General features: G+C 68.1%; 13 protein-coding genes. 5 read left to right on the top strand and 8 right to left on the bottom strand.

The window, feature by feature from the left end:
* Positions 1-39: 39 nt before the first annotated feature.
* Positions 40-1914 (top strand): methyl-accepting chemotaxis protein, encoded by a 1875-nt coding sequence (locus tag NS334_RS09220; RefSeq protein ID WP_241491883.1) that lies wholly within the window; start codon positions 40-42, stop codon positions 1912-1914.
* Positions 1915-1933: 19 nt separating this feature from the next.
* Here NS334_RS09220 and NS334_RS09225 read toward each other — a convergent pair whose 3' ends face one another.
* Entirely contained in the window at positions 1934-3610 is a 1677-nt protein-coding gene (locus tag NS334_RS09225; RefSeq protein WP_083500368.1) for an amidohydrolase, read from the bottom strand.
* Positions 3611-3658: 48 nt separating this feature from the next.
* On the opposite strand from NS334_RS09225, the gene NS334_RS09230 reads away from it, so the two are divergent.
* The 3 genes from NS334_RS09230 (at position 3659) to NS334_RS09240 (ending at position 6660) form a co-directional block, all read left to right on the top strand.
* The gene (locus tag NS334_RS09230; protein ID WP_058755685.1) at positions 3659-4387 is read left to right on the top strand and encodes a DUF4163 domain-containing protein; all 729 of its coding nucleotides are present in this window, start codon (positions 3659-3661) and stop codon (positions 4385-4387) included.
* A gap of 143 nt (positions 4388-4530) precedes the next feature.
* Positions 4531-5772, top strand: coding sequence for a threonine ammonia-lyase (locus NS334_RS09235; RefSeq protein WP_058755686.1), 1242 nt, complete (start codon positions 4531-4533; stop codon positions 5770-5772).
* Between the two features lie 123 nt (positions 5773-5895).
* Positions 5896-6660 carry an arginyltransferase gene (locus tag NS334_RS09240; protein ID WP_058755687.1) on the top strand — a complete coding sequence of 255 codons (765 nt, stop codon included), beginning with the start codon at positions 5896-5898 and terminating at the stop codon, positions 6658-6660.
* A gap of 6 nt (positions 6661-6666) precedes the next feature.
* Here the strand turns inward: NS334_RS09240 and NS334_RS09245 are convergent, their stop codons facing one another.
* From NS334_RS09245 to NS334_RS09265, 5 genes are all read right to left on the bottom strand, one after another.
* Positions 6667-7815 carry a GGDEF domain-containing protein gene (locus NS334_RS09245; protein ID WP_058755688.1) on the bottom strand — a complete coding sequence of 383 codons (1149 nt, stop codon included), beginning with the start codon at positions 7813-7815 and terminating at the stop codon, positions 6667-6669.
* 107 nt (positions 7816-7922) lie between these two features.
* Positions 7923-8723 (bottom strand): transglutaminase family protein, encoded by an 801-nt coding sequence (locus NS334_RS09250; protein WP_058755689.1) that lies wholly within the window; start codon positions 8721-8723, stop codon positions 7923-7925.
* Positions 8723-9658 carry an alpha-E domain-containing protein gene (locus NS334_RS09255; RefSeq protein ID WP_058755690.1) on the bottom strand — a complete coding sequence of 312 codons (936 nt, stop codon included), beginning with the start codon at positions 9656-9658 and terminating at the stop codon, positions 8723-8725. Before NS334_RS09255 ends, NS334_RS09250 begins: the two co-directional genes overlap by 1 nt.
* The gene (locus tag NS334_RS09260; protein ID WP_058755691.1) at positions 9658-11160 is read right to left on the bottom strand and encodes a circularly permuted type 2 ATP-grasp protein; all 1503 of its coding nucleotides are present in this window, start codon (positions 11158-11160) and stop codon (positions 9658-9660) included. Before NS334_RS09260 ends, NS334_RS09255 begins: the two co-directional genes overlap by 1 nt.
* 89 nt (positions 11161-11249) lie before the next feature.
* Positions 11250-13241, bottom strand: coding sequence for a protein-disulfide reductase DsbD family protein (locus NS334_RS09265; protein WP_058755692.1), 1992 nt, complete (start codon positions 13239-13241; stop codon positions 11250-11252).
* Positions 13242-13330: 89 nt separating this feature from the next.
* Between NS334_RS09265 and NS334_RS09270 the strand changes: the two genes are divergently transcribed.
* Complete coding sequence (locus NS334_RS09270; protein WP_058755693.1) at positions 13331-14986, top strand: alkaline phosphatase family protein; 1656 nt, start codon at positions 13331-13333, stop codon at positions 14984-14986.
* A 46-nt stretch (positions 14987-15032) separates the two neighbouring features.
* Here the strand turns inward: NS334_RS09270 and NS334_RS09275 are convergent, their stop codons facing one another.
* Positions 15033-15515 carry a DUF4142 domain-containing protein gene (locus tag NS334_RS09275; protein ID WP_058755705.1) on the bottom strand — a complete coding sequence of 161 codons (483 nt, stop codon included), beginning with the start codon at positions 15513-15515 and terminating at the stop codon, positions 15033-15035.
* A 95-nt stretch (positions 15516-15610) separates the two neighbouring features.
* On the bottom strand, positions 15611-17386 hold the full coding sequence (locus NS334_RS09280) for an SLC13 family permease (RefSeq protein ID WP_058755694.1): 1776 nt from the start codon (positions 17384-17386) through the stop codon (positions 15611-15613).
* Positions 17387-17397 lie beyond the last annotated feature (11 nt).

Raw genomic sequence — 17397 nt, forward strand, 5'->3', positions numbered from 1 at the left:
TCGAAAATCACTGATCGTAAGACGACACGATTGCCTTCCGTGAAAGTCGTGACGATGAAGAACCTTGCGATCGGTCGAAAACTGCTGCTGGCCTTTGGGGTCCTGGCGCTCGCCCTGATGGGCATGGCCGGCATGTCGATGTGGACTCAGGCGCGACTGAACAAGGCCACCGAGGTGCTTGGCAAGGATCGACGCGACAAGCTGGTGGCGATCGCCAACATCAATACCGCCGCCTCGGACTACCGCCTCGCCGAGGCGACGACCATCATCGCACTCGATGCCTCCAAGATCCGCGAATCGGAAACGCAGGCCACCGAACGATTGGCGATCATCGAAAAGAACAGCGCCTTCCTCGACAAGGCCCTTTCCAACCCGACGGCACGAGAGATCTTCACCCGCTTCCGCAGGGACTGGAAGAAATTCGCCACCGAATCGATGGTGACGCGACAGCTTGGCGCGCGCAATTTGAACGATCAGGCCTCGGAGCATTTCCGCACGACCCGCCCGCTGTTCGAAGAGGCGAACGCGATGGTCGTCAAGATGCAGAACATCCAGGTCGAACTGATGGAACAGGAGATGGACGCAGCCTCCGATCTCTACAGCTTTTCGCGCATCCTGTCGATCGCGGTCGTTCTGGCGGCGCTGGCGGTCGCGGGCATGTTGCTGACCATGCTGATCCGCGGCATCGCAGTGCCGATCAAGGCGATGACGGGCACCATGAGCAGGCTGGCGGCGGGTGACCTGAACGCGCGTGTGGACGTGGAGGAACGCGGCGACGAGGTCGGCGACCTGGCCAAAGCGATGGTGCTGTTCCGCGACCAGCTTTCCACGGCCGAACGCGCGAAGCAGGAACAGACCGCGCTGATCGTCGACAGCGTCGGACGCGGGCTGCACGCGCTGGCGCAGGGCGACCTGACCGCACGGATCGAGGCCGAACTCGTGGGGCCGTTCGCCAAGCTCAAGAGCGATTTCAACGAGGCGATGGTCGCGGTGTCGAACGCGATGAGCGCGGTATCGGCCAGCGCGACCGGTATCACCAATGGCGCGAACGACATCCGTCAGGCGTCGGACGACCTGTCGCAGCGCACCGAGCAGCAGGCCGCCTCGCTGGAGGAAACCGCCGCCGCGATGCACCAGATCACCGCCACCGTCCGCCAGACCGCCGAGAACGCCACGCGGGCGAACGCCGTCGTCGGCGCGACGCGGCAGGATGCGGAGGCGTCGGGTGACGTCGTCCGCCGCGCGGTGGAGGCGATGAACGGCATCGAGCGGTCCTCGGGCGAGATCAGCGAGATCATCGCGGTGATCGACGGCATCGCCTTCCAGACCAACCTGCTGGCGCTGAACGCCGGTGTCGAGGCGGCGCGCGCCGGCGACGCGGGCAAGGGTTTCGCGGTCGTGGCGAGCGAGGTGCGCGCGCTGGCGCAACGCTCCGCCGACGCCGCCAAGGACGTCAAGGCGAAGATCACCGCCTCAACCGACCAGGTCGACATGGGCGTGGAACTCGTCGCGGAGACGGGCGCGGCGCTGCAACGCATCACCGGCCGGATCGGCGAGATCAACGCGCTGGTCAGCGAGATCGCCGCAGCCGCGGATCAGCAGGCGACCGGGCTGCAACAGGTCAACACCGCCGTGTCGGAGATGGACGGCGTGACGCAGCAGAATGCCGCGATGGTCGAGGAAGCGACCGCCGCCGCGCGCAGCCTGGCCACCGAAACCGACGCCATGGCGCGCGAGGTCGCCCGCTTCCGGCTCGCGGCGCACGGCGGGTCGCGCTCACCCGCGCCGGCGCCGACGACGGTCCATCAGCTTCAGGCGCGCGCCGCGCAGGCGGGCGCCCGGATCGCCGCCAATGCACGCAGCCGGGGCACGGCGGCCGCCGTCTCGGTGCAGGAAGACTGGTCGGAGTTCTGATCCAGCCCCGGATCGGCGGCTATTTGCGCGCCCACGCCCGCGTGCCGCCGATCCACGTCTCCAGCACCTTGGTCTGGCGCAGGTCCGCAGGCGTCGCCGCCAGCGGATCGCGATCCAGCAACAGGAAGTCGGCCCGCTGCCCCGGCGCGAGGATGCCGAACTTCTGCTCGGCAAAGCTGGCATAGCTCGCGCCGCCGGTAAAGCCCCACCACGCCTGTTCACGCGTCACCGCCTGTTCGGGGTGCCAGCCGCCGACCGGCTGCCCCCCGGCATCCATCCGCGTGAACGCCGCCGCCCAGCCGGCCCATGGATCCGGCTTCTCGACGGGGAAGTCGGACCCGAACGCCAGCTTCGCGCCGTCGTCCAGCAGCGTCCGCCAGGCATAGGCTCCGCCCAGCCGCGCCGGCCCCAGCCGCGCTTCCGCCATCACGCGGTCGCTGGTCTGGTGGGTCGGCTGCATCGAGGCGATGATGCCCAGCTTCCCGAACGACGCCATGTCGGCGGGATCGACGATCTGCGCATGTTCGATCCGCCAGCGCCGGTCGCCCTTGTACGTCTGCGACAGCTCGGAAATCGCGTCCAGCACTTGCTTGTCGGCGCGGTCGCCGATCGCATGGACGGCCACCTGATAGCCGTCCATTGCGGCGCGGCTCATGATGTTCTGCAACTGGTCGTCGGAGAGGAAGCCCAGCCCGCGCTGCCCCGGCGCATCGGCATAATCGGCCTTCAGCCACGCGCCCCGCGACCCCAGCGCCCCGTCGGCATACAGCTTCACGCCCTCCAGCCGCAGCCGGTCGTCGTATAGCCACGGCGTCGGCCCGGTCCCGCCGATCGTCACCGTCGTATCGATCCCCATGCCGTACGACATGATCCGCACGCGCAGCGCGCCGATGTCGCCCATCCGGCGATAGGTCATCCAGTCGTCGATACTGGTCCCCATGTCGGACACCGCCGTCACGCCGTACCCCAACAGGATCTGCTGCGCCTTCAGGAAGGCGGCGGTCCGATCCTTCGGGCTGACCTTCGGCACCACGCGCTCGACCAGCTCGGTCGCGCGATCGACCAGCACGCCCAGCGGCTTTTCGACCCGCCCGCCCGATGGCGCGGTGGTTGCGGCGGTCACCCCGGCGGCCTTGAACGCCAACGAATTGCCCCAGCCCGCATGGCCATCGGCGCGCGCCAGCCACACCGGCCGGTCGCTCACCACCGCGTCGAGATCGGCGGCGGTCGGGAAACGTCCCAGCCCCCACGCCTCCTGGTTCCAGCCGCGCCCGATGATCCACTGCCGCTCCGGGTTGGCGCGCGCATACTCCGCGATCTTCGCCTTCGCCTCCGCCAGCGAGCGCGTATCGGACAGGTCGAGCGTCATCGCCGCCAGCCCCAGCTCGATCACATGCCCGTGCGCGTCGATCATGCCGGGCACCAGCACGCGCCCCTTCATGTCCGCACGCCAGTCATACCGCGGGCCGGGGTTCTTCTTGGTCGGCTTGGGCGGCTGCTCGTCGGGGGCGATCAGGCGCACGACCTTGCCCTGCGCGTCGATCACCATCGCCTTGAACCGCACCACCTGGCCGTCGCGGTTCAGCGTCATGCCGGTAACATTGTCGATCAGCGCATCGGCCCCCGCGCCACCGGCGAGCAGCAGCGAGAAACCGGCAAGCGCGCCCGAAGCGCGGCGAAGTTGGCGTCCGTTCATGTCGCCTGCCATATGGGGACAAAGCGTTTTTGGCGAGGGTGGAGAGCGATGCGGACCTGGTTGATCGGCGTGGCGATACTGGCGGCGCTTCCGGCGGTGGCCGCGCCACGCTCACCCGCTTCGGTCACGGTCACGCAAAAGACCCCCGCGCTCGATTTCAGCTACACCTACCCCGCCGCCGCCGCGCGGATCGCGCCGCTGCGCCGCTGGCTCGACGCGCAACGCTCCGCGCTCCGCACCAAGGCACTCCGCGACGCCACAGCCGACCGGCGCGAAGCGACGAAAAGCGGCTTCCCGTTCCGCCAGCATGACGCGACGACCGAATGGAAGGTCGTCACCGATACGCCGCGTCTGCTCAGCCTGTCGGTCGAAAGCTATCGCTACACCGGCGGCGCGCACGGCGGCACCGTGATCGACAGCGTGGTGTGGGACAAGGCACGGGCGAGGCGCGTGGCGCCGCGCGCGATGTTCGTATCGGACGGCGCCTTGCAGGACCTGCTCGGCAAAACATGGTGCGAGAAACTGAAGGCCGCGCGCGTGAAGCGGCTGGGCGGCGACATTGCCGACGACGACATCTTCCCCTGCCCCACGGTCGACAAGCTGACGCTGCTGCTGGGCTCCACCGACGCCCGCGCAATCGACCGGATCGGGTTGATCGCCGGGCAATATGTCGCGGGGTCGTACGCCGAGGGAATGTACGAGATAACGCTCCCCGTCACCCCCGCCCTGCTGCGCATCGTCAGGCCCGAATGGCGCGCGATGTTCGTCGCTCGATAACCTTCGGCGCGCGCGCCTCGTCATCGGCGCGCTCATCACGCCCGTTCCGATGAATGCCACCGTCTCATCGTTGATGACCCGTCACGCGCCATGGACCTGCGCGGGTGTTCCTTTCGCGCGCCCGATCCGCTACGTCGCCGGTCATGGCAACCCAGCTCGCACCCGTATCCGAACAGCCCGTCTCGATCGCCGACGTTCGCGCCGCGCACATGCGGATTGCCGATGCGATCGTGCGGACCCCGACGCTGATCAGCCACACATTGTCCGCGATGACCGGCGCAACCGTGTACCTGAAGTTCGAAAACCTGCAATTCACCGCCGCCTACAAGGAACGCGGCGCGCTGAACACCTTGCTGCAACTGTCGCCGGAGGCACGCGCCATGGGCGTGATCGCCGCCTCGGCCGGCAACCATGCGCAGGGGCTGGCCTATCATGCGAACCGGCTGGGCGTGCCCGCGACGATCGTGATGCCGCGCAATACCCCGGTGGTGAAGGTGGTGCAGACGCAGGGGCACGGCGCGACCGTGATCCTTGAGGGCGATACCTTCGACGCCGCGCTGGCGCACGCCCGCGTTCTGGAGGCGGAGCGCGGTTTCACCTTCGTGCCGCCCTTCGACGATGTGCGCGTGATCGCGGGACAAGGCACCGTCGCGCTGGAGATGCTGGAGGATCACCCCGAGATCGACATGCTGGTGGTGCCGATCGGCGGCGGTGGGCTGATCTCGGGCATGGCGACGGTGGCGCGCGCCGCCGATCACGCGATCGAGGTCGTCGGGGTCGAGGCCGAACTGTACCCGTCGATGTACAACCGCATCAACGGCACCGACATGCCATGCGCGGGCGACACGCTGGCGGAGGGCATCGCGGTCAAGGAACCCGGCGGCATCACCGCGCGGATGGTCCGCGACCTGGTCGACGATATCGTGCTGGTGTCCGAACGGGCGCTGGAGGAAGCGGTCAGCCTGCTGCTCCAGATCGAGAAGACCGTGGTCGAGGGTGCCGGCGCGGCGGGGCTGGCCGCGCTGCTCGCGCACCCGGAACGGTTCCGGGGCAAGACCGTCGGCGTCGTGCTGTGCGGCGGCAACATCGATACGCGGTTGCTCGCCAACGTGCTGTTGCGCGATCTGGCGCGCTCCGGGCGGCTGGCGCGGCTGCGGCTGCGGCTGCAGGATCAGCCGGGCGCGCTCTACAACGTCATGCGCGTGTTCGATCGCGAGCGCGTCAACATCATCGAAATCTATCACCAGCGCGTCTTCACCACGCTACCGGCCAAGGGCCTCATCACCGACATCGAGTGCGAAGCGCGCGACCGGGCGCATCTCGACCGGCTGATGGCCGCGCTGCGCGAGGCGGGGTATGATGTCAGCCCCGTCGAACTGGCATAGCCCGTCCCGCCACGAGGCGGCACGGATCGCAAAGCGGCTTTTCATGGGGCGCCCAAGCTCTCATATGACCGCTTCGACTGTCTTGGGGCGTGACATGAGAGGTGTCGGGAAGGTTCGGGCAGCGTGACGGCACCATTCCGCTTTCCGCGCTTCTTCGTCACCAGTCCGCAGCCGTGCCCGTATCTGCCGGGCCGGCAGGAGCGGAAGGTGTTCACCGAATTGTCGGGCCCCAACGCCACCGAGCTGAACGACGCGCTGGGCCGGATCGGTTTCCGCCGCAGCCAATCGGTCGCCTACCGCCCGAGCTGCGCCGGATGCGCGGCCTGCGTGTCGGTGCGGGTGCGGGCCAGCGAGTTTGAGCCGAATGCGACGCAGCGCAAGCTGATGCGCCGCCACGCCGACCTGGAGGCGACGGCGTGCCGCCCCTGGGCGACCGACGAGCAATATGGCGTGATGCGTCACTATCTGTCGGCCCGTCATCCCGGCGGCGGGATGGCGGCAATGGATGAAGGCGACTTCGCCGACATGGTGGAGCAATCGCCGGTCAATTCGGTGATCGTGGAGTATCGCGAGCCGCCCGAGGCGAACGGACGCCCCGGGCGGCTGGTGGGATGCTGCCTGACCGACCGGCAGGCCGACGGCCTGTCGATGGTCTACAGCTTCTTCGATACCGATCAGGATGCGCGACCGGGGCTCGGCAATTTCATCATTCTCGACCATATCGCACGCGCCCGCGAGGCGGGGCTGCCGTACATCTACCTGGGATATTGGGTGAAAGGGTCGGCCCGCATGGCCTACAAGACACGCTATCGCCCGCTGGAGGTGCTTGGCGCCCATGGCTGGACGCTTCTGCCCGAGAACGAGGGACAGGAAGCGCCGCACCGCTGAGGTGCTTTACGCGGCAATCGATCCGGCCGCGTCGCCGATGGCTGCCATATGGCACCGGGCCTTGCCGGCGCGCTTCGCCGCATACATCGCCTCGTCGGCGCGGGCGAGTACCGAAGCCGGTTCGTCCGCATGTCGTGCGAGAGCGACACCGACGCTGGCCGCCACACAGGAAGCGGCCTCCACCCCGTCGAGCCGCACGGTCGACACCGTGTCGATGATGCGCCGTGCCAGCGGCACGACCGCCGCTTCCTCATGCCGGCTGCACACCACGACGAACTCGTCGCCGCCCATGCGATAGACGCTCGCCCCCTTCGCCTCGTCTCGGATCGCGATCCCGACCTGTCTCAGCAGAGCATCCCCGGCATCGTGGCCGTGGCGATCGTTGAAGCCCTTGAAGCCATCGAGGTCGAGATACATGACCGCGACGGGCCACCGGCGGCGGCCGGGCCTGAAGAGCCGCTCCATGTCCTCACGCAATCGCACGCGGTTGCCGAGGCCGGTAAGCGCATCGGAACGCGCGAGCAGCGCATTCTGCTGTTCCGCCAGGATCATCCGTACCAGCATGCGGTGGTTCTGGATCATCTGGGTGGCCGTCACCACCGCCACCATCGCGAACTGCACAGCGGCGACGCTGACGCCGCCGCCGAAATGCCGACTGGTCGCGACGCAGACAGGCAGCGCGACCAGCACGATCGTCAGCAGCGCCAGCCCCGGCAGTCCCGCCCAACGCGACGCGATCCCGGTGAACATGCCCAGCGTGGAGATGATCGCCATCAGCATCAGCACCGGCGGACCGTTCACGATGCATAACGAGCAGCCGAGGCCGAAGATGACGAACAGCACGAACATCGATCCGACCACCGCCGCACGTCCTTCGACCGGTTCGTCACGGCCGTTATCGTGCCGAAAGGAGAGGTAGAGCCGATAGGAAATCAATAACGCGTCGATCGCCAGCCATCCGAACGCCCAGGGCCGCCGCGTGATCAGCGCCGCCGTCACGCTCATGATCATGATCGTCGCGCAGGAGATGTAGACGGCGGGGCGCCGCTGAATCACCGTGGCGATCAGGTCGTCGTGCACCTCGCGCAGATGCGCCGAGGGGCCGGCCGCCAGCCGAACCGCCATCGCCATCGCGCGCTCGATGCCGCTCAACATTGCCCCCCGTCTCGACCGCCCGGTGCCGCCGCCGTCCCGCCCGGACGTGCGACAAACTATGGGCCACACGGGTTAACGATCGATAACCACCGGCATACATCCGGTCTTCAGGCTTGGCCGCTCACCTGCACCTCGACGTCCAGGCACTCGCGGCCCTCGCCGAGCCGCGATCCCGCGACCGGCGAACAGCCGGCGGCGTCCAATGCCACCGCGACGCGGACATGATGTTCCTCGGGCGACAAACCCAGGGTCGGGTCGAAGCCGATCCAACCCAGCCCGTCGACCCAGGCATCCGCCCATCCGTGCGGCGTCGGGCGCCCGTTCGGCAAGGCATCGCAATAGCCGGTGACGTAGCGCGCCGGAACGCCGATCGCCCGCGCCGCGGCGATGAACATCTGCGCCATATCGCGGGTGGTCACCGCATCGCGCACGAAAGCGGCGGTCGCGGTCAGTCCTGGCTCCGGGCGGCCATCGACGACGGCGAAACGTTCGTGCAGCGCGGCGTTCAGGGCATGAAGCGCGGCGATTGGCGTGCGGTCGGCTGTCGTCTCGCGCGCAAAGGCGGTCAACGCCGCTTCTGCGTGCGTCGGCGGCGTGGTGCGCAGAAAAAGCGGAGCGGGCAGCGGCTCGAAGGTGCCGTGCAGCACGCCGCTGGACGAACTGGTCACCACCTCGCCGACGACCGTGATCTCGATCGCGTCGAGGGGCCCCTCCGCATAAAGCATCGTCGTCAGGTTCCCGAAACCGTCGCGATGCTGACGCAAGCGCGCATCGCAATCGACCGCGATATTCCATTCCGCGACCGTCTGGTCGTGCGTATCGCGCGGGGTCATCCGCAACAATTGTACGACGCGTCCCTGCGGGGCGGTGAAACGATAGGTCGTGCGATGATCGATCGTGAGGCGCATCAGTGGAACTTGAACTGCCGGCCGATCGCGTCGTGCAAATGCGCGTTCTCCGCGATCAGGGCCTGGAGATGCTGGTGCAGTCCGGCGGCGATGACGTCGCCGGTGCGCGTGCGCGCAACCCGCGCCTGACGCGTTCGCGCCATGCGATCGGCCTCGCCCTGCGTCCCGCTGGCGCGCGCCAGCGCGGTCAGCGCGGTCACCGTCTCCTCGATCGAGGCGGCGATGCTGCGCGGCAGTTCGACGCGGCTGAGCAGCAGATCGATGACGTTGGTCGGGTTCAACCCGTCATTGTAGAGCCATCGAAAGGCAGTGACCGCCGATACGGTCTGCAGGATCGTCGTCCACTGGTCGCGATCGACGGTACCGCCGACGCGCTCCCCCTCCGGCAGCAGGATGTGATATTTGACGTCCAGCAACCGTGCGGTGTTGTCCGTTCGCTCCACCGCCTGCCCCAGCCGGATGAACGAGGTCGTCTGGTTGCGCAGCATCCGGTGCACCGCCCCCTCGAACCCGCGCGTTTCCGCCTTCACCGCGTCGACCACCGCCAGCGTCGCGGTGGGATCGAGCCGGCCCATGCGCTGGTCGAAGATCAGCCAGGCACCATTGATCGCCTGCCACGCCTCGCGACTGAGCGCGGTGCGCACCGCGCGGGCGTTGTCACGAGCCAGAGCGAGGCAGCGGAGGATCGATCCCGGATGCGCGCTGCTGGCGAGGAGGAAGTGCACCACATCCTCACGGGTCAGCGGACTGCCGCTGGCGGCGAACGCCTCCGATGTCTCGCCCACCGACAGTGCGGTGCGCCACGCATCCTCCCCCGCCGAGCGGGTCGACAGCACGTCGAGGCGCAAGGTCGCCTCCACCAGCCGCGCGATGAAATCGGCGCGCTCGATATAACGGCCCAGCCAGTAGAGCGACGCGGCGGTGCGACTGAGCATCAGAGCATCCCTCCGCGCAGCGTCTGCGTCATGCCGCCGCCGATACCGCTCATGCTCTGGGTCATCGTGCCCTGTTCGGCCATCAGCACGAAACTGTCCTTCGTACCGCCGCCCTGCGATGAGTTGACGACCAGCGACCCTTCGCGCAGCGCGACGCGGGTCAGCCCGCCGGGGACGACCTGTACGCCCTTCGCGCCGCTCAGCACGAACGGGCGGAAATCGACGTGGCGCGGCGCGACCCCCTGTTCCACCAGCGTCGGCACCGTGGACAGCGCCAGCGTCGGCTGCGCGATATAGCGTTCGGGTTGCGCGATCAGCGCGGCACGGAACCGCTCCACCTCCGCCTTCGACGCGGTCGGGCCGACCAGCATCCCGTAGCCGCCCGATCCGTCGACCAGCTTCACCACCAGTTCGTCGAGATGATCGAGCACGTAGCGCAACGCCTCGGGCTCGCGGCAGCGATAGGTTTCGACGTTCGGCAGCCGGGCCTCGCTGCCGGAGTAGAATTTCACGATCTCCGGCATGTAGCTGTAGATCGCCTTGTCGTCGGCGATGCCGTTGCCCGGCGCATTGATGATCGCGACGTTGCCGGCGGCATAGGCCGCGATCAGGCCGGGCACGCCCAGCATCGAGTCCGGGCGGAACACGAGCGGATCGAGGAAATCGTCGTCGACGCGGCGATAAATGACGTCGACGCGCACCCGTCCCTCAATGGTGCGCATGTACACGACATCGTCATCGACCACGAGGTCGGCCGCCTCGACCAGTTCGACACCCATGGAATCGGCCAGGAAACTATGCTCGTAATAGGCCGAATTATAGTGACCGGGTGTCAGCACCACGCAGGTCGGGCGACCGCCGCAGCCACGCGGCGCGACCGAGCGCATCGTCTCCAGCAGCCGGTCGGGATAGCTGTCCACCGCCGCGACGCGGAACTTGGCGAACAGTTCGGGACAAAGCCGGACCATCGCCTCGCGATTCTCCAGCATGTAGCTGACGCCCGATGGCGTGCGGGCATTGTCCTCCAGCACGAAAAAGTCGTCCGGTCCGGTACGGACCAGATCGATCCCGCAGATGTGCGCCCACACGTCGTGCGGCGGACGGATGCCGGCGATCTCCGGGCGGAATTGCGCGTTGCCGAGGATCAGGTCGGCGGGCAGCACGCCCTCCTTCAGGATGCGCTGCTCACCATAGATATCGACCAGGAACGCATTGATCGCCTCGACGCGTTGCACCAGCCCTTCGGAAAGGCGCGCCCATTCGTCGGCCAGAAAGACGCGCGGCACGATATCGAAGGGAATGATCCGCTCGCTCGCCTCACTCTCCCCATAGACGGCAAAGGTGATTCCGAGCTGGCGAAAGGTCGTCTCGGCAGACTGCTGACGACGTCGCAATTCGCCGTCGGGCGTATCGGTCAGCCACCCGCAAAGCTCCCGCAATTCCGGGCGAGCGCCATCGGCGTCCCCTGCCCCCATGATCTCGTCGAACGGCGCTGTCCCCATGTGACCCCTGTAACGCCCGAGCGGCAATTCCGTCGCATGCTGATCGAGATCACGCTGCGGTGCAACCGCTCAATCCCGAAACGCGACGATCATTGCAATTCGGTCAACGTCGCGGGCGTCAGCACCTGCGGCAGCACGCGGGGCGTGGACGAACGCGGGGCGTACCAGAGATATAGCGGAACGCCGGCACGATTGTGCTGCCCGATGAAACGGCTCAGCGTCGGATCACCATCGGTCCAGTCGCCGACCAGCACCGCGACGCGCTTGCGGCGAAACGCCTCGGCGACCGCGGCGGTCTCGATCGCCGCCTTTTCATTGACCTTGCACGTCAGACACCAGTCGGCGGTGAAATAGGCGAAGACCGGCCGACCCTCGGCACGCAAGGTAGCCAGCCGCGCCTCGCTGAAGGGCTCGGCACCCGGCAGCCCGCCGGTGGACATGCTGGCGGATGCCGTGGCCGGACGGACCGCCCCCAGCGTCCCCGCCGCCAGCAGCATCGACAGCGCGGCCGGCACCCACGCTGCGTGCGCGCCACGATGCTGACGGCGGCCCGTCCACCACAGCCCGAGCGCCGCGAGCAGCGCCGCGGCCAGCCCCAACGTCATACCATCCACCCCCGCCTGTCGCCCCAACACCCAGGCGAGCGCCAGCGCGGTCGCGAACATCGGAACGGACAGGATATGGCGCAGCCGGACCATCCACGCTCCCGGCTTCGGCAGTCGGCGGCGCAGCGCGGGAATGAAGCCGATCGCGAGGAACGGCAACGCGATACCGATGCCCAGACCCGCGAACACCAGCAGCGCGGTCGCGGGCGGCAGTACCAGCGCCGCACCCAGCGCCGCCCCCATGAACGGCCCGGTGCACGGCGTGGCGACGAAGGCCGCCAGCGCGCCGGTCATGAACGCGCCCGCCGCGCCATGCCGTCCCGCGAACGTCGGCGTCGGCAGTTCGAACAGCCCGGCCAGATTGAGCGCGATACCGGTCACGAGCAGCAGCAGGACGCCGACGATCCGGGGGTTCTGTAACTGGAAGGCCCAGCCCGCACTCGTTCCGCCGGCGCGCAGCACCAACAGCGTCGCCCCCAGCGCGAGGCACACCAGGATGACCCCGGTCGCATAGGCCAGCGCCTCGGTGCGCGCCTGTGTCTCGCCCTGACCGGAGCGCGCCAGCCCCAACGCCTTCAGACTGAGGATCGGGAAGACGCACGGCATGACGTTGAGCAGCAAACCGCCCAGCACGGCCCCGAAGAACGCGGCGACCGCGATGCCGCCGTCCACCGCGTCGGCGGACTTTACCGGGGGGACGATGCCGGGTTGCGCCTCCAGCGACAGCCCCGGTCCACCGCCGATCGACAGCACGCCCGCGATCGGTCCGCGCGCCGGATCAGCCGCCGCCTTGGTTTCGATTACCACCCGATCGCCGTCACGCGCCACCTGCTGCGCGGCGGCGTAGTCGGTCGCACCGCCGGCCGCAGGATAGAACCACACCGCGCCCAGCGCCGCGTCGCGCGGGTACGGCACCGACAGGCGAAACCGTCCCTTGTCGTGCTGCCAGGTCGCGGTGCTGCCGAGCGGCTGCGGCAGCGCGCGTCGCCACGTGTCGAACGACGTGCGCATCGCCTTGACGACCTGCCCGTTTCCGACCGTCAGTCGCGTCGACAGTTCCTGCGTCTCTGGAACGCACATCTGGTCGGTGCACACCAGATAATCCAGCTTCACCCGAATCGGCAGCGCGGTCCCCGGCGCCAGCCCCCGCGGCACCGTCAATGTGGTGAGCATCGTCCACGGCCGCTCGTAAACGTGATTCATCAACCCGGCGATCACGAGCCGACGAGGGGCGGGATAGTCGAGCGCGGCCACCGTCACGCCGGGCGGCAACGTCCAGGTCGCCTTGGTCGGCACGCCGGCATCGCCGGGATTCGACCAATAGCCATGCCACCCCGCCTCCGGCACCGCGCGAATCGCCAGCGCCAACGGCTCACCCGCAGCGGGACGCTCGGACTCCGCGAAAAGCGTCATCGCGACATGACGTTGCTGCGCCAGCGCGGGTGCCGACCCCAGCACCATCGCCCAGCATGTCATGAGAGTGAAAAGCGCCGCGCGCACAGCTTGCCTGACCATCGGAGCGCGACCATAGCCAATCCGCTCCCCCGTTGCATCAAGGTTGCCCCATGAAAAGCCTGCTTGCCGCCGCCCTGCTCGCCTCCGTCGCGATCGTCGCGCCCGCCGTGGCGCAGAACGCGACGGCACCCGCCGCCCCGTCGCTGCCACCTCCCCGGCCCAAGCTGATCGTCGCGATCTCGGTCGATCAATTCTCCGCCGACCTCTTCGCGCAATATCGCAACCGCTATACCGACGGGCTCGCACGATTGCAGCAGGGCGTGGTCTTCCCCTCCGGCTATCAGAGCCATGCCGCGACCGAGACCTGCCCCGGCCATTCGACGATCCTGACCGGGATGCGCCCCGCGCATACCGGAATCATCGCCAACACCTGGCTCGACCAGCGGGCCGGACGGCCCGACAAGCTGATCTATTGCGCCGAGGACGAAAGCGTCGCCGGGACCGATCACGACAAGAACTATGCGCCGTCCGATCTTCATCTGCGCGTGCCGACGCTGGGCGATATGATGAAGCGGGCCGATCCGAAAGCGCGCGTCGTCTCGGTCGCGGGAAAGGATCGCGCGGCGATCATGATGGGCGGGCACAATACCGACCAGATGTGGTTCTGGGCCAATGACCGGTTCGTGACGCTGCCGTCGCGCGGCAATGCGCCGGTCCCGGCGGTGGTCGCGCGTGCAAACGACGCGGTCGGCAAGCTGCTGGCGGCGCCGCAGCCCGCACTGCCGCTTCCCGGCTATTGCAAGGGACTGGCGCAGCCGATCACGGTCGGCGGGCAGACCATGGGCGCCGGCCGGTTCGAGCGGGCGGCGGGAGACCGAAAGTCGTTCCGCGCCTCGCCGGCGCTCGACGGCGCGGTGTTCGCGCTGGCCGCCGGGCTGATCCAGGACATGAAGCTGGGGCAGGGCCCCTCGACCGACCTGATCGCGATCGGCGCGTCGGCGACCGATTACGTCGGCCATGCGCTCGGCACCCAAGGGTCGGAAATGTGCATCCAGATGGCACAGCTCGACCAGACGATCGGCGCATTCCTGGGACAGCTCGATCGATGGGGCATCGACTATGAGGTGATGCTGACCGCGGACCATGGCGCGCACGACATGACCGAGCGGCAGCAACAGCGCGCGATGCCGATGGAGGAGCATGCCTCCGCGACCAACGCCGCAAAGATCGTCGGCGCGGCGATCGGCCGCGACCTGGGCATCGCCGGGCCGGTACTGATCGGGCCGGAAAGCGACGTCTATGTCGCCGACTCGGTGCCGCCGGCGCGCCGGGCGCAGGTGCTGGCGGAGGCGAAGCGCCGCTATCTGGCGTTGCCGCAGGTCGCCGCCGCCTTCACCCGCGAGGAGATCGCCGCGTCCCGGTTCGCCACCACGCCGCCGGAAAGCTGGACGCTGCTGGAGCGCGCCCGCGCGTCCTACGATCCGGAGCGGTCCGGCGATCTGATGGTATTGCTGAAGCCGCGCGTGACGACGATCGTCGCGCCGGGGCCGTTCTACGTCGAAACGCACGGCAGTCCGTGGGATTACGATCGGCGGGTGCCGGTCATGTTCTGGCGCAAGGGCATGGCCGGGTTCGAGCAGCCGTTGTCGGTCGAGACGGTCGATATCACACCGACCCTCGCGGCGACGATCGGGCTGCCGGTTTCCGGACTGGACGGGCGCTGCCTTGATCTCGATCCCAGCGCGGCGGATACCTGCCCGCAATGAGGGGCGTGGCGGGAAGGCGCCGTCACGGCGCCTCTCCGCCACCGGGTCACATCGACGACAGCATCTCGATATGGTGCTGCACGACCGGCGCGATCTTCGCCGCTGCCGCCTTCAACGGCGCGGCGGTGCCGTTCGCCGCATACCCCTGATGCAGCGCGAGTGCCTGATCGTGCGCGGTGCGCTGCTGCGTCACATAGGCGCGATCCCGGTCCGCGCCGGAGGCGCGGCGCAGGTCGGCGACCATCTGTGCCTGAGCCGGCATCAGCTTGGGCGGCGCGGAACGCACGCCGGCCCTGGCGGCCGCAGCCTTCACCATCGCGGTGCTCTGGTTGTGATCGCGCACCATCATCTGGGCGAAGGAGCGGACCTTCGGGTCGCGCGTCGATTGAAGCACCAACTGGCTGGACGTCTTCTCATACAAATCGCTGGCCCCCGCCGCCGCGACGAAGGCCCCCGGCGAGGTAACCTGCGCCGTTGCTGGCACCGCAGCGATCATCGCGAACGCGGCCACCGGAACGAAGCTCTTCATCATCACTCTCCCGTTACGTCGCCGCGACGAACGGCAAGCCACCGACGCGGTTCCAGCGCCTCAGGAAAAGCCCCATAAATTCATACTGATGCGCGTCAATGGAGCGGCCAGAAGAACAAGATCAGCGGCGTTCCGAATGCCAGCACCATCAGCGACAACGGTGCTCCCAGCCGCGCATAGTCGCCGAAACGATATCCGCCCGGGCCCAGCACCAGCGTGTTGCACTGGTGCCCGATCGGGGTGAGGAAATCGCACCCCGCCCCCACGGCGGTCGCCATCAGGAAGGCTTCGGGTCGATAACCGAGGTCGCCCGCGAACTGCGCGGCGATCGGCGCCATCACCAGCACCGTCGCGGCATTGTTGAGGAACGGCGTGACCGCCATCGTCGCCGCCAGGATCAGCATCACCGCCCCCCAGGCGGGCAGCACCGTGGCGGTCTGCGCGAGCCAGGTCGCGATCACGTCCGACGCGCCCGTCGTCCGCAACGAATCCGACACCGGGATGAGCGCGCCGAGCATCACGAGGATCGGCCATTCGATATGATTGTAGGCGTCGCGCACCGGGAGCATCCCGGTAACGACCACCACGCCCGCCGCCGCGAAGAAGGCGACCGCCACCGGTACCCAGCCCATGGCGGTCGCGAACATCGCCACGCCGAGGATCGCGACCGGCAGCCACCCACGCCGACTGGTCCCCAGCCGCAGCTCGCGCTCGGCGAGCGGCAGGCAGCCGAGCGCGCGCAACTTCTCCGGCAAGCTGTCGAGCGCCCCCTGCAATACCACCACGTCCCCGGCGCGCAGCGCGATATTGCCGAGCCGCCGCGACAACCGCTCGTCGCGCCGCGAGATCGCGATCAGGTTGACGCCGTAGCGTGCCTGGAGATCGAGCCGCCCCGCCGTCTGCCCCTCCAAAGGGGAGCCGACGTTGACCACCGCCTCGATGACCCCCAGCTCGCTTTCGCCGCGATCGGTGCGCTTCTCGCGCTCCTCGCTTTCCAGCGTCAGCCGGTCGCCCGCGATCGCGCGCTCCAGCGCGTCGGGATCCCCGCCAAGGATCAGGGTGTCGCCGGCCAGCAACTCGGTATCGGGCAGCGGATGGCTGCGCATGCCGGCGCGCACCATCCGCGTGATCGTCACCTCATGTTCGTGACGGTCCAGGAAGGCGGCGACCGTTTCGCCGACCGCCGGCGACTGTTCCGGTACGACCACCTCGGTGACATAGCCGGTGATGTCGAGCGCCTCCGCCATGCTGGGTGCCGCGCGCCGGTCGGCGGGAATCAGGCGATAGGCGACGCTGAGGTACAGCAGCCCCATCACTAACAACCCGAGCCCGACGGGCGTATAGTCGAACATCCCGAACGGCTCGCCCAGCATCTGCTCGCGCGATCGGCTGACGATGATGTTGGGCGACGTCCCGACCAGCGTCATCAACCCGCCCAGCAACGAGGCGAACGACATCGGCATCAGAAAGACCGACGGGGCGTGGTTGTTCTTCTTGGCCATCTGGAAGGCGGCAGGCATCAGCATCGCCAGCGCGCCGATATTCTTGACCAGCGCACTCGCCACACCGACCGATCCCGTCAGCACCAGCAACTGCCCGCGGACCCGCGTCACGCGCCGCGACACGCGGCGTAGCGCGCGTTCGATCACACCCGATCGTTGCACCGCCGCCGACAGCACCAATGCGGACGCGACGATGATGACGATATCGTCCGAGAAGCCCTTGAAGGCGTCTGCCGGCCGAACGATCCCCAGCGCAAGGCTGGCGAGCAGTGCCATGATCGCGACCAGATCGTAGCGGAGACGCCCCCAGATGAAGAGTGCCATCATCCCGATCAGGGTCGCGATCGAGAGGAGTTGGGGCGTGGTCATCAGCGAACGAT

Source organism: Sphingomonas endophytica, from assembly GCF_001476895.1.
In the GTDB taxonomy this organism is placed as follows: Bacteria; Pseudomonadota; Alphaproteobacteria; order Sphingomonadales; family Sphingomonadaceae; genus Sphingomonas; species Sphingomonas endophytica_A.